Source organism: Streptomyces sp. AF1A (assembly GCF_047340315.1).
Lineage (GTDB): Bacteria > Actinomycetota > Actinomycetes > Streptomycetales > Streptomycetaceae > Streptomyces.
In genome coordinates this window covers 84,788-104,810 of record NZ_JBLEBI010000009.1, presented here as the reverse complement: position 1 = coordinate 104,810, position 20,023 = coordinate 84,788, and the positions used below count along the sequence as shown (strand labels likewise).

General features: G+C 73.1%; 16 protein-coding genes and 1 pseudogene. 12 read left to right on the top strand and 5 right to left on the bottom strand.

The features are described 5' to 3' along the window. Positions 1–855: pseudogene (locus ACLU3S_RS05195) on the top strand (serine/threonine protein kinase); the annotation flags it as partial. Between the two features lie 57 nt (positions 856–912). Here ACLU3S_RS05195 and ACLU3S_RS05190 read toward each other — a convergent pair. Further along, complete coding sequence (locus ACLU3S_RS05190) at positions 913–1,662, bottom strand: SLATT domain-containing protein (protein WP_413950523.1); 750 nt, start codon at positions 1,660–1,662, stop codon at positions 913–915. Positions 1,663–1,899: 237 nt separating this feature from the next. Between ACLU3S_RS05190 and ACLU3S_RS05185 the strand changes: the two genes are divergently transcribed. From ACLU3S_RS05185 to ACLU3S_RS05155, 7 genes are all read left to right on the top strand, one after another. Next, positions 1,900–2,244 (top strand): YbaB/EbfC family nucleoid-associated protein, encoded by a 345-nt coding sequence (locus ACLU3S_RS05185; protein WP_413950527.1) that lies wholly within the window; start codon positions 1,900–1,902, stop codon positions 2,242–2,244. 51 nt (positions 2,245–2,295) lie between these two features. Further along, positions 2,296–2,895, top strand: coding sequence for a recombination mediator RecR (recR, locus tag ACLU3S_RS05180; RefSeq protein ID WP_031164801.1), 600 nt, complete (start codon positions 2,296–2,298; stop codon positions 2,893–2,895). Beyond that, positions 2,888–3,550 carry a DUF5063 domain-containing protein gene (locus ACLU3S_RS05175; RefSeq protein WP_413950522.1) on the top strand — a complete coding sequence of 221 codons (663 nt, stop codon included), beginning with the start codon at positions 2,888–2,890 and terminating at the stop codon, positions 3,548–3,550. Before recR ends, ACLU3S_RS05175 begins: the two co-directional genes overlap by 8 nt. Before the next feature lie 317 nt (positions 3,551–3,867). Further along, the gene (locus tag ACLU3S_RS05170) at positions 3,868–5,139 is read left to right on the top strand and encodes an aspartate kinase (RefSeq protein WP_413950521.1); all 1,272 of its coding nucleotides are present in this window, start codon (positions 3,868–3,870) and stop codon (positions 5,137–5,139) included. Next, entirely contained in the window at positions 5,139–6,215 is a 1,077-nt protein-coding gene (locus ACLU3S_RS05165; RefSeq protein WP_413950520.1) for an aspartate-semialdehyde dehydrogenase, read from the top strand. The genes ACLU3S_RS05170 and ACLU3S_RS05165 overlap by 1 nt, the downstream gene beginning before the upstream one ends. A 303-nt stretch (positions 6,216–6,518) precedes the next feature. Then, positions 6,519–7,193 carry a SigE family RNA polymerase sigma factor gene (locus ACLU3S_RS05160; RefSeq protein WP_413950519.1) on the top strand — a complete coding sequence of 225 codons (675 nt, stop codon included), beginning with the start codon at positions 6,519–6,521 and terminating at the stop codon, positions 7,191–7,193. A 61-nt stretch (positions 7,194–7,254) separates the two neighbouring features. Further along, a complete protein-coding gene (locus ACLU3S_RS05155; RefSeq protein ID WP_413950518.1) occupies positions 7,255–8,319 on the top strand; it encodes a hypothetical protein in 1,065 nt (354 codons plus the stop codon). Between the two features lie 51 nt (positions 8,320–8,370). On the opposite strand, the gene ACLU3S_RS05150 is transcribed toward ACLU3S_RS05155, so the two are convergent. Beyond that, positions 8,371–9,162, bottom strand: a complete 792-nt coding sequence (locus ACLU3S_RS05150) for an SURF1 family protein (RefSeq protein ID WP_413950517.1) — start codon at positions 9,160–9,162, stop codon at positions 8,371–8,373. 225 nt (positions 9,163–9,387) lie between these two features. Between ACLU3S_RS05150 and ACLU3S_RS05145 the strand changes: the two genes are divergently transcribed. Continuing rightward, positions 9,388–11,205, top strand: a complete 1,818-nt coding sequence (locus ACLU3S_RS05145; protein ID WP_413950516.1) for a prolyl oligopeptidase family serine peptidase — start codon at positions 9,388–9,390, stop codon at positions 11,203–11,205. A 19-nt stretch (positions 11,206–11,224) separates the two neighbouring features. Here ACLU3S_RS05145 and ACLU3S_RS05140 read toward each other — a convergent pair whose 3' ends face one another. After that, the gene (locus tag ACLU3S_RS05140; protein WP_413950515.1) at positions 11,225–13,000 is read right to left on the bottom strand and encodes an NAD-binding protein; all 1,776 of its coding nucleotides are present in this window, start codon (positions 12,998–13,000) and stop codon (positions 11,225–11,227) included. 153 nt (positions 13,001–13,153) lie between these two features. On the opposite strand from ACLU3S_RS05140, the gene ACLU3S_RS05135 reads away from it, so the two are divergent. Then, the gene (locus tag ACLU3S_RS05135) at positions 13,154–13,510 is read left to right on the top strand and encodes a hypothetical protein (protein ID WP_413950514.1); all 357 of its coding nucleotides are present in this window, start codon (positions 13,154–13,156) and stop codon (positions 13,508–13,510) included. 53 nt (positions 13,511–13,563) lie between these two features. Continuing rightward, positions 13,564–15,060, top strand: a complete 1,497-nt coding sequence (locus ACLU3S_RS05130; protein ID WP_413950513.1) for a PH domain-containing protein — start codon at positions 13,564–13,566, stop codon at positions 15,058–15,060. A gap of 20 nt (positions 15,061–15,080) precedes the next feature. Here the strand turns inward: ACLU3S_RS05130 and ACLU3S_RS05125 are convergent, their stop codons facing one another. Next, complete coding sequence (locus ACLU3S_RS05125; protein ID WP_413950512.1) at positions 15,081–17,126, bottom strand: NAD(+) synthase; 2,046 nt, start codon at positions 17,124–17,126, stop codon at positions 15,081–15,083. Positions 17,127–18,069: 943 nt separating this feature from the next. On the opposite strand from ACLU3S_RS05125, the gene ACLU3S_RS05120 reads away from it, so the two are divergent. Next, on the top strand, positions 18,070–19,119 hold the full coding sequence (locus ACLU3S_RS05120; RefSeq protein ID WP_413950511.1) for a glycoside hydrolase family 3 N-terminal domain-containing protein: 1,050 nt from the start codon (positions 18,070–18,072) through the stop codon (positions 19,117–19,119). A gap of 124 nt (positions 19,120–19,243) precedes the next feature. Here ACLU3S_RS05120 and ACLU3S_RS05115 read toward each other — a convergent pair whose 3' ends face one another. Continuing rightward, a complete protein-coding gene (locus ACLU3S_RS05115; protein WP_413950510.1) occupies positions 19,244–19,945 on the bottom strand; it encodes a DUF899 domain-containing protein in 702 nt (233 codons plus the stop codon). Between the last annotated feature and the right edge of the window lie 78 nt (positions 19,946–20,023).

Here is a 20,023-nt window from a genome sequence, read left to right as displayed (position 1 = left end):
GCGCCCGGCGCGGGCGTGGCCGGCGGCTATCGGCCGACCGAGGTGTCGGGACAGGTTCCGCCGCACGCGGCGTCCACCGCCGCGGGGTTCGGGCCGGCGGCGCCCGGGGCGTACGGGTATCCGCAGCAGCGGGCCCAGCAGCACCCTCAGCCCCCGCCGGCCTACGGCCCCCCGCAGCCGTCCCACCAGTACGGCGGCAATCCGTACGCCGGTGGCGCTCTGGGCCCCACGCCTCCCTACGGGCCGGCGCCGTTCGGTGCGCCGCCGGAGCCCGAGCAACGCCACGGGCGGTCGACCGCGCTGCTCGTCGTGATCGCGCTGGTCGCCGCGCTGGGCGCGGGCGGCACGGTGTACGCGCTGATGAACCGGGGCGGCGGAGACAAGGGCGCCGGCACGGTCGGTCCCGCGCCCACCGCCACCTCCGCGCCGCCCGCGAGCTCCACGGCGCCCACCCCGAGCCCGTCCCCGCCGGCCTCCTCCGCCACCGGCGACCCGGACGGGATCGTCCCGTCCGGGTACCTGGGGACCTGGAACGCGACGATCGACAACACCAACGGGACCAACACCCGCGTCCTGACCATCCGGCAGGGCGCCGTGGGGGACAGCGTGCTGACGCTGGTCGCCGACGGGCCCACCGCCGGCGGCGGGTCGTACCACTGCGTCTTCGAGGCCAGGCTCACCCAGGACCCGGGCGCCGGCGGCCCGCTGAGGATCGGCCCGTCCACCGTCACCAGCGGCCGGCCCGCCTCCTCCTGCACCCCGGGCGACCCCACCGAGATCACCCTGCTGCCGGACGGCCGGCTGAAGCGGGCCACGCAGGACGGCGGGGAGAGCCTCACCTACAGCAGGCGGTGAGCGGGCAGGGGCCAGCCAACTCCCTTGCGCGGCGGGCTCGGTGAACGCCGGGCGGCCCTAGCGGGGCTCCGGTGGCCGCTGCCGGGGCATGTTGGGGCGGGTTCCGTTGGCAGGCGGCAGCGGGAAGCGGCCCGCCGCGCCGCCCGCCTCCTGCCGCGGCACGTACGCCACCGCCGCCTGGATCCCCAGCGGGGCCGAGCCCGTGCGGAACTCCACCATCCAGTCGGTGGTCTCGGTGCGCACCAGTTCCGTCACGTCCTCCGAGAAGCGCCGCAGCACGCCAAGACAGCGCTCGGCGGCCTCGCTCGCGGTGCCCTCCGCCGGTCCCAGCACCTCGCGGACGCACTCGGACGCCCAGTCGAACTGCAGCGCCTGCAGCCGCCGCTGCACCGCCTGCGCGGTGGCCACGTCCCGCATCCACCCGGACGTCACCCCGAAGAACCGGTCGACGCCGACGCAGGCGACCGCGAGCAGCAGCGCCAGGCACCCCCAGGGCGCCACCCCGCCGGCCGCCCCGGTCAGGTCCAGCAGCGGCAGCGCTGCCGCGGTCACCGCCCCGGCGGCCGCGCCGCAGCGCAGCACCTGGGCCCCGCGCCGCTTCCACACCCGGTCCCGCAGATACCAGTCCGCCGTCCGCAGTGCGCCGTGCTCCACCCACCGGTACAGCTCGTCGAGCCGCTCGGCGGGCTCCCCCCAGTCCCCGAGCGGAAAGGCCCGCCCGGTCAGATCGCCCGGCCGCAGTCCGGCCGCACCCTCGCCCCACCCGTCCTGAGGCGGACCCTCGGGCTGCATCTCCGGCTGACCCACCCGGCACTCCCTACTGATCACGACCGTCACGTTGCGTGACACACCATCCCGACGCGCGGCCACCCTTCCTACCGCCCAATGGGTGGCCGGGACGTGGCTTTCCCCGCTTTTCCGCCCGGAAGAGGGCCTTGATCAGGTATAGGACAGCCACCTGTCTCACTCGAAAGAGTGGCGGCGCGATGGTCGCGAGGACCACGTAGGCTCGTGCACAAGGAGAAGAACGTAGAGGAGCTGATCGTGATCCCCGGTGGTGGCCAGCCCAACATGCAGCAGTTGCTCCAGCAGGCCCAGAAGATGCAGCAGGACCTGCAGCGGGCGCAGGAGGAACTGGCGAACACGGAGGTCGACGGGCAGGCGGGCGGCGGCCTGGTGAAGGCCACCGTGACCGGTTCCGGTGAACTGCGCGCCCTGCGGATCGACCCCAAGGCGGTGGACCCGGAGGACACCGAGACCCTCGCCGACCTGATCGTGGCGGCCGTGCAGGCGGCCAACGAGAACGCGCAGACGCTCCAGCAGCAGAAGCTCGGCCCGCTGGCCCAGGGTCTCGGCGGCGGCACCGGCATCCCCGGTCTGCCCTTCTGAGGCCGGGCCAACTAGCGTACGTACCGAAAGGTCTCCAGGAAGGGCAGTCCGTTGTACGAAGGCGTGGTCCAGGACCTCATCGACGAGCTGGGGCGGCTGCCCGGCGTCGGTCCCAAGAGCGCGCAGCGGATCGCCTTCCACATCCTGCAGGCCGAGCCGACGGACGTGAAGCGGCTCGCGCAGGCGCTCCTGGAGGTCAAGGCGAAGGTACGGTTCTGCGCCACGTGCGGCAACGTGGCGCAGGAGGAGCTGTGCAACATCTGCCGCGATCCGCGCCGCGACCCGTCGGTCATCTGCGTCGTGGAGGAGCCGAAGGACGTCGTCGCGATCGAGCGCACCCGTGAGTTCCGGGGCCGCTACCACGTGCTCGGCGGGGCGATCAGCCCGATCGAGGGCGTGGGACCCGACGACCTGCGGATCCGGGAACTGCTCGCCCGGCTGGCCGACGGGACGGTCACGGAGCTGATCCTGGCCACCGACCCGAATCTCGAAGGCGAGGCGACGGCCACCTACCTCGCCCGCATGATCAAGCCCATGGGCCTGAAGGTCACCCGCCTGGCCAGCGGCCTCCCGGTGGGTGGCGACCTGGAATACGCGGACGAGGTCACTCTCGGCCGCGCCTTCGAGGGGAGACGACTCCTAGATGTCTGACGCCACGCTGCACGCCACGTCGCAGAATCCCGACGACTTCGCGGTCCAGATCGCGGACCAGGTCGAGAGCTTCCTGGTGGCCGTCACCGAGGTGGCACGAGGCGACGAGCCCGGCTCGACGGTGCCCTTCCTCCTCCTGGAGATCTCCCAGCTCCTGCTGGCCGGCGGCCGCCTCGGCGCCCACGAGGACATCGTCCCCGAGGAGCGCTACGAGCCCGACCTCGGCCCCGAGCCGGACGTGGACGGGCTGCGCGAGAACCTGGCCCGGCTCCTCGAACCGGTCGACGTCTACTCCGAGGTCTTCGACCCGTACGAGCCCCGCCGGGCCCCGGTGCCCGCCCGCATCTCCGACGACATCGCCGACATCCTCACCGACCTGCGCCACGGCATGGCCCACTACCGCTCGGGCCGCACCACCGAGGCCATGTGGTGGTGGCAGTTCTCCTACTTCTCCAACTGGGGCCCCACCGCCTCCTCCGTCCTGCGCGCCCTGCAGTCGGTCCTCATCCACGTCCGCCTCAACCAGCCCCTCGAAGAGCTCGACGGTCTCGACACCGACCAGCCCGCCATGGGCGACGAGACCCTGGAGTTCGAGGCGGGCCGCGTGATGGCGCGCGAGATCGGGGGACCGCTCGGGATCCGGCAGGGCCGGTAGCCCGGCACGGGCAGCGGCACCGGGGCCGGTACGGCCACCAGGGCGAAGCCCATCCCGGTGAGCCACCGGACGCTCGCGCCGAGCAGGGCAACGCCCGCGAGTGGCGTTTGCGTCATGCCGCTCCCGGCCCCGCGTTTGAACCGTGAGGGAAGCGGGTGTTCTGTGACCCGGGGCACTTTCCGCGTGCCGCCCCGCAGGGTGGGCAAGAGCCCTTCCGGAACGAAGCGGCCCGACGTCTCACCATGCGGGAGCAGGGTGGTGGAATTCGGACGCTCGTTAAACTGAGCCGACACAAACGAACCGAGCGAGGAGCGCACGTGGGCCTTGTCGTGCAGAAGTACGGAGGCTCCTCCGTAGCCGATGCCGAGGGCATCAAGCGCGTCGCCAAGCGGATCGTGGAAGCGAAGAAGAACGGCAACCAGGTTGTCGTCGTCGTTTCCGCGATGGGCGACACGACGGACGAGCTGATCGATCTCGCCGAGCAGGTCTCTCCGATGCCTGCCGGGCGGGAATTCGACATGCTGCTGACCGCCGGAGAGCGGATCTCCATGGCCCTGCTGGCGATGGCGATCAAAAACCTGGGTCACGAGGCCCAGTCCTTCACCGGCAGCCAGGCGGGCGTCATCACCGACTCGGTCCACAACAAAGCCCGGATCATCGATGTCACGCCGGGGCGGATCAGGACCGCTCTGGACGAGGGCAACATCGCCATCGTGGCCGGGTTCCAGGGCGTCAGCGCCGACAAGAAGGACATCACCACGCTGGGCCGCGGCGGCTCCGACACGACGGCCGTGGCCCTGGCCGCCGCGCTCGACGCCGGGGTCTGCGAGATCTACACCGACGTCGACGGCGTGTTCACCGCCGACCCGCGGGTGGTGAAGAAGGCGAAGAAGATCGACTGGATCTCCTTCGAGGACATGCTGGAGCTCGCGGCCTCCGGCTCGAAGGTGCTGCTCCACCGCTGCGTGGAGTACGCCCGCCGCTACAACATCCCGATCCATGTCCGGTCCAGCTTCAGCGGGCTGCCGGGCACCTGGGTCAGCAGCGAGCCGATTGGGGACAAGAAGGTGGAGCAGGCCATCATCTCCGGTGTCGCGCACGACACCTCCGAGGCCAAGATCACGGTCGTCGGCGTGCCGGACAAGCCGGGCGAGGCCGCCGCGATCTTCCGGACCATCGCCGATGCCGAGATCAACATCGACATGGTCGTGCAGAACGTGTCCGCCGCCTCCACCGGCCTGACGGACATCTCCTTCACGCTCCCGAAGACCGAGGGCCGCAAGGCGATCGACGCGCTGGAGAAGAACCGCTCCGGCATCGGCTTCGACTCGCTGCGCTACGACGACCAGATCGGCAAGATCTCGCTGGTCGGCGCCGGCATGAAGACCAACCCGGGCGTCACCGCCTCCTTCTTCGAGGCGCTGTCCGACGCGGGCGTGAACATCGAGCTGATCTCCACCTCCGAGATCCGCATCTCCGTCGTCACCCGCAAGGACGACGTGCCGGAGGCCGTCCGCGCCGTGCACACGGCCTTCGGGCTCGACTCCGACACGGACGAGGCCGTGGTCTACGGGGGCACGGGCCGGTAATGGCGCCGACCGGCAAGCCGACGCTCGCGGTCGTGGGGGCGACCGGAGCCGTCGGCGCGGTCATGCTCCGGATCCTGTCCCAGCGCGCGGACATCTGGGGCGAGATCCGTCTGATCGCCTCCCCGCGCTCGGCCGGCCGCAAGCTGGCCGTGCGCGGCGAGGAGGTCGAGGTGGTGGCCCTGACGGAGGACGCCTTCGCCGGGGTCGACATCGCCATGTTCGACGTTCCCGACGCGGTCGCGGCCGAGTGGGCGCCGATCGCCGCGGCGCACGGCGCGGTCGTCGTCGACAACTCCGGTGCCTTCCGGATGGACCCGGACGTGCCCCTGGTGGTGCCCGAGGTCAACGCCCACGCGGCGCGCAACCGGCCGCGCGGGATCATCGCGAACCCCAACTGCACGACCCTGACGATGATCGTCGCCCTGGGCGCGCTGCACGCCGAGTTCGGGCTGCGCGAGCTGGTGGTGTCGTCGTACCAGGCGGTCAGCGGCGCCGGGCGGGCCGGCGTGGAGACGCTCCGGGCCCAGCTGTCCCTGGTCGCCGGGACCGAGCTGGGCACCAGCCCGGGCGACGTGCGGCGGGCTGTCGGGGACAGCACCGGGCCGTTCCCGGAGCCGGTCGTGCTCAACGTCGTCCCGTGGGCCGGGTCGCTGGCGGAGGACGGCTGGTCGTCGGAGGAGATGAAGGTCCGCGACGAGTCCCGCAAGATCCTCGGGCTGCCGCAGCTGCCGGTCGCCGTGACCTGTGTGCGGGTGCCGGTCGTCACCACGCACTCGCTGACCGTGCACGCCCGGTTCCAGGGCGAGGTCAGCGTGGACGGCGCCCGTGAGATCCTCGCCACGGCGCCCGGTGTGGTGCTGTGCGACGACCCGGCCGCCGGCGAGTTCCCCACCCCCGCCGACGTGGTGGGCACCGACCCGACCTGGGTGGGCCGGGTGCGGCGGGCGCTGGACGACCCGACCGCGCTCGAACTCTTCGTGTGCGGCGACAACTTGCGCAAGGGAGCGGCGCTGAACACCGCGCAGATCGCGGAGCTGGTGGCGCAGGAGTGGACCGCCGCCGAGGAGCACAGGTAAGAGCTTTGTAGGATCCCCGTAAGGGAAGTGTGGCCGGGAGCATGGTCCAAACCACTTGAACAGTCGCTCCGGGCAACCGATGATTTTCCTCCCCGCCCTCCGCAACCGCGCGGAGGGCGGGGAGCGTCTTTGCGGTCACTCTTCGGGGCGTGGGGGCGCCGTGATCGGCCGGGCCGGGGACGCCCGGCCATATCGGACACAGAGGAAGAGCTGACGCATGACGGCACTTGAGGCACGGCCGGCTGTCGCACTTGTGATGCCCGGCACGTACAACCCTCACGGGGGCAGACGTGTCCAACTGGCGTGGCAGAGGTACTCGAACTCACTGCGGTCCGCGGCACAGCGGCCCTCCGGTCGCCGCGTGCGGCGCTCCGGCCCCGTACGCCCGGCGGCATGCCGGTGATCGCGCCCATGCCCGCAGCGCGGCCCGCCCGCATACCCAGTCAGCGTGACGGAGCCGAGGACGCCGCGGCGACCGCGGTCGCCGGCACCACCGTCGACCACCTCACCGAGACCTACCGGGCGCACTACCGCTCGCTGCTCGGCCTTGCCGCGCTCCTCCTCGACGACACCGCCTCCTGCGAGGACGTCGTCCAGGAGGCCTTCATCCGCGTCCACTCGGCCCGCAAGCGCGTCCGGGACCCCGACAAGACCCTCGCCTACCTCCGGCAGACGGTCGTCAACCTCTCCCGCTCCACGCTGCGCCGGCGCATCCTCGGCCTGAAGCTGCTCTCCAAGCCGATGCCGGACATGGCGAGCGCGGAGGAGGGCGCCTACGACCAACTGGAGCGCCGCGACCTCATCAAGGCGATGAAGGGCCTGCAGCGCCGCCAGCGCGAGGTCCTGGTGCTGCGCTACTTCGCCGACATGACCGAGGCCCAGGTCGCCGAGACCCTCGGCATCTCGCTGGGCTCGGTGAAGGCGTACGGATCGCGGGGCATCGCCGCACTGCGGGTGGCCATGGAGGCGTTGGCATGAGCGGCCACCTGAACGCGCGCAGCAGTACAAGCACACGTCATCGCACGCTGGGAACGGAACTGTGAACCACGGCCCCGACGACAAGGGCACCGAGGGACTCGACCCGGGCCTCGACGGGCTCGGCGCGCAGGAGCAGGCCCTGCGCCGGCTGCTGCGCTCCGCGGTCGACGACATCGAGCCGCGTACCGGCACGCTGGACCACCTGCGCCGGGCCGTCCCCGCCCGGCGCGCCCGCAAGCGGCAGGCGGCCGTCGGCATGGTCGCGGCCGCCCTGTTCCTCGGCACGGCCGTCCCCGCGCTCGTCCATGTCTCGGACTCCGGCGGCTCCGACCCCAACACCGCCATGGCCGGACAGTCCTCGCAGGCCCAGGGCGGCACCGGCGCGGGCAAGGGCAAGGGCGGCGACGCGGGCGCCCGGACCGGCGCCGGCAGCTCCGCCAAGCCCGGCAAGGAGCCCGGCAAGGCCGGTGGGAACGGCCGCAACGGCAGCGGCGGCATCGCCACCGGCGGCACCGACCCGTCCGCCACGTCGCCCGCGGGCCCCCCGCTGTGCACGGCGACCCAGCTGGGCTCCGCCACCGGCAGCGCCGACGCCCCGGACTCCGCGGGCGTGGTCTACGGCACCTTCCGCGTCACCAACGTCTCCGCCACCGCCTGCACCGTCGGCGGCACGGGCACCGTCGGCGCCACCGCGCAGGGCGCCGCGGACCCGGCCAAGGTGGTCGCCACCCGGCACGCGTCCGGGGACGCGGCGACCGCCCTGCCCGACCCCTCCGTGGAGGTCTCCGGACTGGTCCTCCAGCCGGGCTCCGCCTACGAGGAGAAGTTCGCCTTCGTGCCCTCCGAGACGTGCCCCACCAGCGGCGGCGCGAGCGGCGGCTCGGAAAGCGGCGGCTCCACGCCGGACCCGACGCCCAGCCAGGGCGCGAGCGCCTCCGCCGGTGCGGCCGACAACGGCGGCTCGGCCGGCGCCGCCGCCCCCCAGTTGCTCACCGAGGACGGCACGGCCGACGGCAGCGTCGTGGTGTCGCACACGGCCCAGCCGGGATCCCCGACGGTCACGGCGGTCGTGCCGGGGCAGTGCGCGGGGACGGTGTACTACACCGGGGTGCTGGCAGGGGCGTAGCCCCCTGCGGAGCCTGCGGGCGCGGCTTCGGCGTCCCCTCGGGGCGCTGGTTCAGCCGCCGGCCGCCGCCACCGGTTCCGACTCCTCCGGCACCAGGCCCAGCGCGGCGTCCCGCACGGCCTCCGCCTCCCGGCGGAGCAGCCGGAACCACATGAACACCACGAAGCCGGCGAAGACGAACCACTCGCCGGTGTAGCCGAGGTTCTGGAACGCCTTCAGGTCGAGCCCGGTGCCGTCGGGCGCGGTCGCGGGCACGGCCTTCATCCCCGGGTCCGCCTTGTCCAGCGTGACCCAGGCGTCGTACAGCCGGTACGGCACCAGGTTGACCAGCGACGCCGCGCTGATCACGGAAGTCTGCCCGGCGGGGAGCCCGCCCTGGGCGCTGACCCCGTCGTCCCCGGGCGTCTCGGAGGCCTGCAGCGCGCCGGTGACGGTGACCTCGCCGGTGGGCGGGGCCGGCGCCTTCGCCGCGTCCGCCCTGCCGGGCAGCCAGCCCCGCACCACGGGCAGCGCCTTGCCGGAGCCGGTGCGCAGCAGGGTCAGGACGTAGAAGCCGTTCCTGTCGTCCAGCTGCCGTCCCGGAACCAGGAGCTGCGCGCCGTAGTGGCCGCTCGCGGTGACCCGGCGACCCGAGGTGGCCTTGTCGACGGGCAGCATCGAGTCCAGCGGGCGGGCGGCCTCCTGCTGGTCGGAGGCGGCCTGCCGGGTCGCGGCCCGGCTGTCGTGCACCCGCCCCTCGAAGCGGCTCAGCTGCCAGGACCCCATGAAGATGCAGAACGGGATGGCGAGCAGCACGAAGACGTTGATGCCCCACCAGCGCGGAGTCAGCAGAAACCGGTACACGCCCTCCACGGTACGGCGCCCGTGCCGGCGTCCCGACCGAGGGTCAGCCCTTGCCGGCCTTCGGCGCGTGGAACTGCGGGGTGCGTGCGCGGGTGGTGTCGAGCCCGATGCGGCACCGCAGGCGCGCGGCCGGTGCGCTCATGATCGGAAAGTTGTCCACAGGTTACGCACACCCGCCACCCAATTGTCGGCGCGGCCAGGCACTATGGGCGCATGACTGGGGCCATGAGTGAGAGCGACACGCCGGACACACAGCACACGCCGGACCTGCCCGACTGGGAGAGGCGCTTCCGGGCGCCGCGGGTCTCGCTGCCCGACTGGGCGGAGGACGCGCCGGACCGCTCCCTGTTCGTGTCGAACGCGACGGGCACGTACGAGCTGTACGCCTGGGACCGCACGACGGACGAGCAGCGGCAGGCGACGCACCGGCCGAACGGCACGACGGACGGCGTGCTCTCCCCGGACGGCGCCTGGATCTGGTGGTTCGACGACAAGGACGGCGACGAGTTCGGCATCTGGCGCCGCCAGCCCTTCAAGGGAGGGGAGGACGAGCCGGCCGTCCCGGGCCTTGCTCCCTCCTACCCTGCGGGGCTGGCCCTGGCCCGCGACGGCCGCACCGCGGTCGTCGGCCGCTCCACGGACGACGAGGGCACCACGATCCACCTCGCGCGCCAGGGCGCGGACCCGGTCGAGATCTACCGGCACCGCGAGTCGGCCGGCGTCGGCGACCTCTCCCACGACGGCTCCCTGATCGCGATCGAGCACACCGAGCACGGCGACGCCATGCACGCGGCGCTGCGCGTGCTGCGCCCGGACGGCACGAAGGTGGCCGAGCTGGACGACACCAAGGGCGGCATCGAGGAGCTGGGCCTGGAGGTGCTGGGCTTCGCCCCGGTCGACGGCGACACCCGCCTGCTCATCGGCCACCAGCGCCGGGGCCGCTGGGAGCCGCTGGTGTGGGACGTGGCCACCGGCGAGGAGAGCGACCTCGCCCTGGACCTGCCCGGTGACGTGAGCGCCGAGTGGTATCCGGATGGCTCGGCCCTGCTCGTCGCGCACAGCTTCGAGGCCCGCAGCGAGCTGTTCCGCTACGACCTGGCCGGGCGGAAGCTGACCCGCATCCCCACCCCGGCCGGTTCGGTCTCCGGCGCGACGGCACGCCCCGACGGCAGCGTGGAGTACCTGTGGTCGTCGGCCGCCGAGCCCCCGGCGGTGCGCTCGACGCGGGGCGGCGTCGTCCTCGACCCTCCGGGCATGGCCTGCCCGCCGTCGGTCCCGGTGGAGGACGTGTGGGTGGAGGGCCCCGGCGGCCGCGTCCACGCCCTCGTGCAGAGGCCCGCGGGCGCGAGCGGCCCCCTGCCGACGGTCTTCGACCTGCACGGCGGCCCGACCTGGCACGACAGCGACTCCTTCGCCGCGGGCCCGGCCGCCTGGGTGGACCACGGCTACGCGGTGATCCGCGTCAACTACCGCGGCTCCACCGGCTACGGCCGCGCCTGGACCGACGCCCTCAAGCACCGGGTCGGCCTGATCGAACTGGAGGACGTGGCCGCGGTGCGCGACTGGGCGGTCTCCTCCGGCCTCGCCGACCCCGCCCGCCTGGTCCTCACCGGCGCCTCCTGGGGCGGCTACCTCACCCTGCTCGGCCTCGGCACCCAGCCCGAGGCGTGGTCGGTGGGCATCGCGGTCGTCCCCGTCGCGGACTACGTCACCGCGTACCACGACGAGATGGAGGCCCTCAAGGCCATGGACCGCACCCTGCTGGGCGGCACCCCGGAGGAGGTCCCGGAGCGCTTTGAGGCGTCCTCCCCGCTCACCTACGTCGACCGGGTCAAGGCCCCGGTCTACATCTCGGCGGGCGTCAACGACCCGCGCTGTCCCATCCGCCAGATCGACAACTACGTCAAGCGCCTGGAGAGCCGCGGCGCGGTCCACGAGGTGTACCGGTACGACGCGGGCCACGGGTCGCTCGTGATGGACGAGCGGATCAAGCAGGTGAGACTGGAACTGGACTTCGCCAGAAGGCACTTGGGCGCCTCCTGAAGCGTCTCGGACGGGTGGGTCACCGCAACTGCGCGAGTCCTCGGCGGGTTGCGGCCACCACCACCCGGTCCCCCTTCTCCAGCACGTGATCGGGGGGCGTGTCGGTCCGGCCCTTCAGCGCCAGCACCCGCCAGGACCCGGCCCGGAACGCCTCCCGCACGGTCCGCCCCTCCAGCTGAGGATGCCCGGCCACATCCACGGCGGCGAACACCAGCACCCTGCGCTCCACCGGAATCGCCCCCAGCACCTGCCGGCCGAGCATCGCCCCGGCGAACGCGGGCGCGGCCAGGTGCGTGACGCTGCGGCTGCGGGTCAGCGCCTCCGGGTACGCGGTCCGCAGCGTCCGGTACACCGCGGTCGCGAAGTCGTCGTCGTACAGCCGCAGCACCACGCGCAGATCGGGCCGTACGGTCCGGGCGTAGAGCACCGCCTCCAGGTTGGTGGTGTCGGCGCTGGTCACCGCGAGCAGCGCCTGCGCCCGTTGGATCTTGGCGGACTCCAGCACCCCTTCCTGGGTGATGTCCCCGAGCACCACCGGCACCCGCAGCCGCCGCGCGGTCGCGAGGCCCCGAGCCTCGGGGTCGGACTCCACGCACACGACGGGGACGTTCAGCTCCCGCAGCCGGGCCAGCACCCGGGTGCCGATCTTGCCGAGCCCGAGCAGCACCACGTGCCCGCCGAGACCGCGGGGCGGCTTGCGCAGCGCGGAGGCGGAGCGGAAGGTGCCCAGCGCCTCCAGGACGGCGGCCAGCAGCACCGGCAGCAGCAGCAACCCGACGAGTCCGGACAGGAGTTGGAGCAACTGGCGGCCGAGCGGCGCCGTGAGGGCCGGGTCGTCGATGGCGAACATGTCGAGCAGGGTGAGATAGAAGGCCCGCAGCGGATGCAGCCGCGGGGTCACCGCCCACAAGGCGACGGCCAGCGCGACCACACAGCCCACCAGACCGGCCAGCGACCAGCGCAGCCGCCGGGAGAACAGCGAGGCGAGCGGCGGTACGCCACCCACCCCGCGGCCGGGCGCGGCCGACTCGACCCCGGCGGCGGACACCTGCTCCAGCACCACGGCCGTCCGCCCGGCGGCCTGCCGCACCTCCTCGTCGTCCGGCAGCAGCCGCGGCTCGTGGTCCGTGCCGCCGTTCGACAGCAGGGCGAGCGCGTACAGCCCGGAGCCGGCGGCCTGCCCTTCGCCGGGCAGTGTGCGTTCCACGGCGCGCAGCAGCAGCCCCTCGGTCTGGACGACCTTGCTGGTGCCGGCGACGGCGGTGGCGGCCAGGGCGGGCGCGGCGGTGTCGGCGTCGGACAGCACGGTGGTGGACGCCTCGGCGCCGTCGTCGTCCGGGTACGCCAATGCGGCCGCCTGATCGAGGAGTTCCTCGATGTGCTGGCCCAACCGGCGGTTGTAGAGCCGCAGGACGAGCCGCAGCCGGGGGTTGAGCCGGCGGGCGGTCAGCGCGGCGCGGATGTTGGTCTCGTCGTCGTCGTGGACGAGGGCGAGCGCGGCGGCCCGTTCCACCCCGGCCTCGGCGAGCACGGCCTCGGTGAGCTCGGCGGCCTCCAGCACGCGTTCGTCGGCGCCGGCGTTCGGCGCCGCCGTGGGCGCGGCCGGTGCGCCGCCCCGGCCGACCGCGGCGCTCACCCGGTCCAGCAGCACCGACGCGGCACGCGGCCGCCCGACCACCGGTGGCCTGGCGGTGCGTTCGCTCGGCGGCACCACCAGGGTGACCTGCTCGCCGTAGACCCCGCGTAGCTCGGCGGCCAGCCGGTGCGCCAGCCCGTCGTCCCCGCACACCACCATGTGCGGGCCGCCTGGCCCCCCTTGATACGGAACGCTCCCCACGAGGGAAGAGACTGCCCCAAGAAGAGGAGTGGTTCCAGCAACTGCCTGAACACGAGCGGTACGCCCCGCGTACGCACGGGGAGCGAGCACACCAGCCGGAGGACTCCGCCCGTGGCCGTCACCGAGGACGCCCCACCGGGCGCCGACGAGCGGGCCCCGGCCCGCACCTCGAGCCACCAGGAGGGGCGGCGGCTCAGCTCCCCGCTGGTGCTGTCGCCGGCGCTCGTGCCGGCGGTGCTCGCCCGGTCCCCGATCAGCGGGCTGCTCGGCACCGCGCTGATGCAGAGCTGGATGACGGTGTTCGTGGCGGTGACCGTGCCGGCGCTGCCGTTCCTGGTGCCGGGCGTGCTGCTGTCGGCGGCGATCGCGGTCTTCGTGCCGCCGTCCTTCTTCGCGCGCGCCCTCCCGCGCCGCCCGGCGCCGGCGGAACAACTGACGTCGGAACCCGGCAACGCCGACCCCGCGTAGATTGCCGGAAGCCGCACAGGAACAGTCGTGCGAGTGACACCACAATGCCGGTCATGAACAGCCGGCACCTCGATTGTCCTCCTCGCGGGAGGCGCACCCTCTGGAGCTTCGTCGGGATCGGCGTCGCCGGCGCGCTGTTGGCCGGCGTCCGGACCGCGCGGGCGGGCGGGTGGCCGGACGGGTGGGCGATCGCCGGGGCGGTGCTCGCCGTGGTGGGGCTGTGGTGCCTGTACCAGGTGACGTGCCTGGTGCGGGCGGACGCACAGGGCGTGTACGTGCGGACGCTGCTGGGGCGGCGCCTCGTGCCCTGGCAGGACGTCGCGGAACTGCGGCTGCGGGTCAAGAAGCGGGGCCGTCGCCCGGAGCTGCGCCGGGTCGTCCTGGTGCTGCGTGACGGACACAGCAGGACGCTGCCCCGGCCGACGAGCGACTACCCGGACTTCGCCGGGCAACTGGCCACGCTGCGCGGGCTGCTGCGCCGCTACGGCACCCCCGCCTCGGACCGGCTCCGCGTCGTCACCGACGACGCCGTGGGCAGCGGCTGGGCGGGCCGGCTGGGCGTGAGCGCGCTGCTGCTGGCGGCGGCGGGCGTGGCCGCGTGGTCCGTGTCGGGCGCCGTGGCGCACGAGCGGGCGTGGCACGCGGCGGCGCCGTGTGCGGTCGGCTCCGTGTCCGATGACTGCCTGCGCACTGTGCCGGCCGTGATCGACCGGACCGACGCACGCGGGCCCAAGCAGCGGAGCTGGATCTACTTCGCCGACGGGCGGCCCATGGCGCGCAAGAGCGTGTCGTCCGAGGCCGCTGAGGCGTTCCACGCCGGTGACCGGGTCGAGCTGACCATCTGGCACGGCGAGGTGATGAAGGTCGCCGGCGCGCACTACGTGTGGCACGAGCACGTCATCACCGGCGGCAGCGTGGCCGCCTTCGCGGCCGGGCTCGCGCTGGCGGCCGGTCATCCGGGGGCGCAGGTGCTGCTACGGCTGCGCTGGCGCCGCCGGCCCGACGACGAGGTCCTGCCGTCGGCCCTGCCGTTCACGGGCGCCCTGCTCGGTACCGGCGCCTGGCTGCTGCCGCTGTGCTACCGGTATCCCGCGGGCCTGCCGGGCTCCGCCCCGGTGATCGGCTGGGTGGCGGCGGGCGCACTGGCCAGCGCGGCGCTGTTCGCCTGGGCCTGGCGGCGCACCCGGGTGTGCACACCCGAGCGGTCCCCGGCACCGGAGGCCCCCGAGCAGGGCGATGTGTTCCTGGCCGCGCGCTTCCTGGAGGAGACCGACTACAACCCGCACCGCTTCGGCACCCACATCGTCCTCGGCGACGGCGGGCCCGCGGTGACACCCCACGCCGGACCGGGCCGGTTCGCGGCGCGCCGGATCCCGGTGGAGCGCCTCACCGTGACGACCGTGCGGCGCCCCCGCGGGGACGACGGCGACACCGTCCCCCGCTCCTGGCACATCGCCGAACTGAACGACGCAGGCACCCCGGTCCGCCTCGCCGCCGCCCCCACCGACCTCGCCCGCATCCTCCGCGCACTGCGGCTCGCGCACGTCTGAGAGGCGGTGGCCTTCGCCGGTCAGTGGGCCGCGGACGGCAGGTCGAAGCGGTCGAGGTCGCGGAGCCATGCGCGGGCGTTGCCGTCGGAGGGCGCCCGCCAGTCGCCGCGCGGCGAGAGGGAGCCGCCGGCCGAGACCTTCGGACCGTTCGGCATGGCCGAGCGCTTGAACTGGGCGAACGCGAAGAAGCGGCGGCAGAAGACCTCCAGCCAGTGCCGGATCTCCGGCAGGTCGTACGCCACCCGCTCGGCCTTGGGGAAGTTCGGCGGCCAGGCGCCGGCGTCCGGGTCGTGCCAGGCATGCCACGCCAGGAACGCGATCTTGGACGGCCGGAAGCCGTGGCGCAGCACGTGGAAGAGAGTGAAGTCGTGCAGCGCGTACGGGCCGATCTTCGACTCGGTGGACTGCATCTCCTCGCCCGGCACCAGCTCGGGGCTGATCTCGGTGTCGAGGATCGCCGCGAGGATCTGGCCCGTCTCCTCGTCGAACTGCCCGCTGCTGATCACCCAGCGGATCAGATGCTGGATCAGCGTCTTCGGAACACCGGAGTTCACGTTGTAGTGGCTCATCTGGTCGCCGACGCCGTACGTCGACCAGCCGAGCGCCAGCTCCGACAGGTCGCCGGTGCCCAGCACGATGCCGCCGCGCTGGTTGGCCAGCCGGAACAGGTAGTCGGTGCGCAGGCCGGCCTGGACGTTCTCGAAGGTGACGTCGTACACCGGCTCGCCGGAGGCGAACGGGTGGCCCAGCTCCTTCAGCATCAGCCGCGCGGTCGGCGTGATGTCCAGCTCGGCCGCTGTCACGCCGAGCGCGCGCATCAGCCTGTGCGCGTTGTCCTTGGTGTGGTCGCTGGTGGCGAACCCCGGCAGGGTGAACGCGAGGATGTCGCTGCGCGGCCGGCCCGCGCGGTCCATCGCCCGCGCGGCCACGATCAGCGCGTGCGTGGAGTCCAGGCCGCCGGACACCCCGATGACCACCTTCGGCCCGCCGATCGCCGCGAGCCGCTGCTGCAGTCCCGCGACCTGGATGTTGTACGCCTCGTAGCAGTCCAGGGCCAGCCGCTCCGGGTCGGCGGGCACGAACGGGAACCGCTCCACGCGCCGCCTGAGCCCCAGGTCACCGGCCGGCGGCTCCAGCTCGAAGGACACCGTCCGGAAGTCGGCGGTGCGGGCGGCGTGGGTGCGCCGGTTGTCGTCGAACGTGCCCATCCGCTGCCGCTCCTGCCGCAGCAGGTCCAGGTCGACGTCGGCCACCGCGAACTGCTCGCCGAGCGCGAAGCGGTCGCTCTCCGCGAGCAGCAGCCCGTTCTCGTAGATCATGGTCTGCCCGTCCCAGGACAGGTCGGTGGTCGACTCGCCGAGACCGGCCGCCGCGTAGACGTACGCGGCGAGGCAGCGCGAGGACGCCGACCGGCACAGCAGCTTGCGGTCCTCGGCCCGGCCCACCGTGATCGGACTGCCGGAGAGGTTCGCGAGCACGGTCGCACCGGCCAGGGCCGCCTCGGCGCTCGGCGGCACCGGCACCCACATGTCCTCGCAGATCTCCGCGTGCAGCACCAGCCCCGGCACGTCGTCCGCCGTGAACAGCAGATCCACGCCGAACGGAACGTCCGTGCCGCCGATCCGGATCGTCCCGCCCCGCTCGTCGTCGCCCGCCGCGATCTGCCGGCGCTCGTAGAACTCACGGTAGTTCGGCGGGTACGACTTGGGCGCCACGCCGAGGATCCGCCCGCGGTGGACGACCACCGCACAGTTGTAGACCCGGCCCCGGTGGCGCAGCGGCGCGCCGACGACCAGCACGGGCAGCAGGTCCGCCGATCCGGCCACCACCTCCTGCAGCGCCGCCTCCACCGCGTCGAGCAGCGGGTCCTGCAGCAGCAGGTCCTCGATCGAGTAGCCGCACAGCACCATCTCGGGGAAGACGGCGACGGCGACCCCCTCCCCGGCACACCGGCGCGCCAGGTGCAGGACGGCCTCCGCGTTGGCGTGCGGGTCGGCGATGACGGTGTGGCCCGTGCACGCGGCGACGCGCGCGAAGCCATGCTGATAGATCGACCAGAAGTTCAACGGGACTTCCCTCACGACGCCACGGACCCCACAAACGAAACGAATCTCCTACTTCTCCTACAGAGGAAGCCTAGGTCTTCCCGAGTGAAAGCCGCGGAGGGCGTCGGGCGGGACGGGTGAGCGGGAACGGCCCCGGTCGGGGAGTGGGACGGCCCGGGGCGGGGGGCGGGACCAAGCGGCGCCCCGTCCGCAGGGCCAAGGGCCACCGCCGTGGCGGCGAGGACGAAGCCGAGCGCGTCGACGCTCTCGACCAGGGAGTGCGGCCCAGACCCACGCCCAGCGCGCCCCGCGCGCCCGCCGAAACGGAAACGGATCACCCATGCCCGCGGCAGCGACGCGCGGTCCTGGCTCGTGTCCGCGCACACCCGTGGCGGTGACCACGTCACTCCGTCGGGCGAACCCCGCGCCGGCGAGAGCCCAGGGCCCGGCGAGAGCGTCCCCGCCGACGCCACCGGCGCCCAGCCCGCCCCGACCCGAGGCGAGCGCCCGAGGCGACCGGCGCGGCGAGGGCCGGAGAGCGGCCCGGCGCCCGCCGGCTCGACTTACGGGCGACTGCGAAACGCGAGAGCATGGGCAGGCGTCCATCCCGGCCCGCGAACAAAAGCGGGTCCGCACGCATCCCACGCTGCATACAGCCGACTCATGCTCCTACGGCCCTCAGCGCGACGGGGTACCGTCGCGTCTTCCGAAAGGAGGCCGGGCGATGAATCCCCCGTCGTACCGTGACCGCAGAAGCGCGACAGCCCCGCCCCGACTCCCCGGCCGGGCGCCGAGCGCACGGAGACTGGGCATCGCTGCCGCCGCGGCAGCGATGCTCCTCGCCGGCTGCGGCTCGGGCACCCCACACGCGTCGCCGCGCGCGTCCACGCCCACCAGCGGCTCCGGCGTGCCCCCGACCTCGTCGGCCACCCCTTCTCACACCCCGTCGTCCTTCACTCCGGACATGACCACCACGACCACCGCCACCTGTACGAACAGCTCGAAGCTGGCCGGGTGGTCGAACCGCCGGCTGGCCATGTTGACCATCGCCGTCCCGGTGTCGGAGACCTCGGTGTCCGACGCCACCTCCGAGGTGAGCGCCGGCGCGGGCGGCGTCGTGCTGTTCGGCAGCAAGGCGCCGTCCGACCTCGGGTCCCGGCTGACCACGCTGAAGTCCCACGTACCCGGACACCGGGGCCTGCTGGTGATGACCGACGAGGAGGGCGGCGGCATCCAGCGCATGGCGAACCTCGTCGGGGACCTGCCCTGGGCCTCGTACATGGGCTCGCACTGGACCCCCGCGCAGATCCAGCAGAACGTCACGAAGGTCGCCGCCAAGATGGCGGCCGCCCAGGTGAACATGGACCTCGCGCCGGTCGTCGACGTCGACGGCAGGAACGTGGCCCCCAGCAAGACCAACCCGGACGGATGGCGGTCCTTCAGCGGCAGCACCTCCGTGGTCTCCAAGGACGGCGTCGCGTACATGAACGGCCTGCGCGCCGGAAACGTGATACCCGTCGTCAAGCACTTCCCGGGCCTCGGCGGCTCCACCTACAACTCCGACTTCGGCCCCGCCCGCACCCTGCCCTGGTCCACCCTCCAGAAGGTGGGCCTCCCGCCGTTCACCGCGGCCATCAAGGCCGGCGCCCCGGCCATCATGGTCTCCAACAACGTCGTGCCGGGCCTGGGCACCAATCCGGCGAGCCTGTCACCCACCGTCATCAGCACCGAGCTGCGCGGCAAGCTGGGCTTCAAGGGGCTGGTGGTCACCGACTCGCTCAGCGCGAAGGCGATCTCCGCCGCCGGCTTCAGCGTCTCCTCCGCCGCCGTCCAGGCCCTGCGCTCCGGCGCCGACATGGTCCTGTTCGACCTGGGCGGCAACGTCGGCTCCCAGACGTCCGCGATCGCCTCGGCGATCACCAGCGCGGTGTCCAACGGGCACCTCTCTCGCAGCCGCCTCATCGACGCGGCGGGGCACGTCCTGGCCGTCCGGCACGTGAATCTCTGCGCCTGAGCAGCCCCTGGTCCTGGTCAGTACCAGCTTCTGGGCAGCCCCGTTCCCGGGCAGTCTCTGCTCCTGGGAGGTCAGTGCCCCTGGGAGGTCTCTGCTCGGGAGCGGTTGGGGCCGTACGGGGTCTTCAGCCGTGGTCCGAGGCCGCGTCAGGGCCGTAGAGCGCGGCGATGTCCTTGGAGGTCGCCCACCGGCTGTAGGTGGGCGACTGGGGCCAGCCCTCGGGCGAGTCCTGCCATTCCTCCTGCCGCCCGTACGGCAGGAGGTCGATCAGCGCGAAGGTGTGGCTGAGCTGTTCGGTGCCCCGGCCGTCGGTGTGCCAGGTGCGGTACACGGTGTCGCCGTCACGCAGGAACACGTTCACCGCGAATCCTCCGCCGGGCGGCGCGCCGACGTCGGCGCCGAACGGGCTGTTGGCACTCGAGTACCAGGTCATCCGGTTGCCGACCCGCCGCTTGTAGGCGAGCGCCTCTTCGATCGGGCCCTGGGTGATGACGACGAACCGCGCGTCGTAGCTCTCCAGGAACTCCAGCCGGGTGTACTGCGCGGTGAACCCCGTGCAGCCCGGGCACTGCCATTCCTGGCCGGCGAACCACATGTGGTGGTAGGTGATCAACTGCCTCCTGCCCTCGAAGACGTCCACCAGCCGAACGGGGCCGTCCTCGCCCTCGAGGGTGTAGTCGGGCATCTCGACCATCGGCAGGCGGCGACGCTCCGCGGCGATGGCGTCGAGCTCCCGCGTCGCGGCCTTCTCCCGGGCGCGCAGCGCCGCGAGCCGGCGCTCCCAGGTTGCGGTGTCGACGACGGGCGGTAGTGCGTGGGTGGTCATGGTCCCCTCACAGAACTCGTGCGCGGTCCCTCACGGAACTCGTGCGCGGCTTTCCCTTGTGCACAGGCAGACCCCACC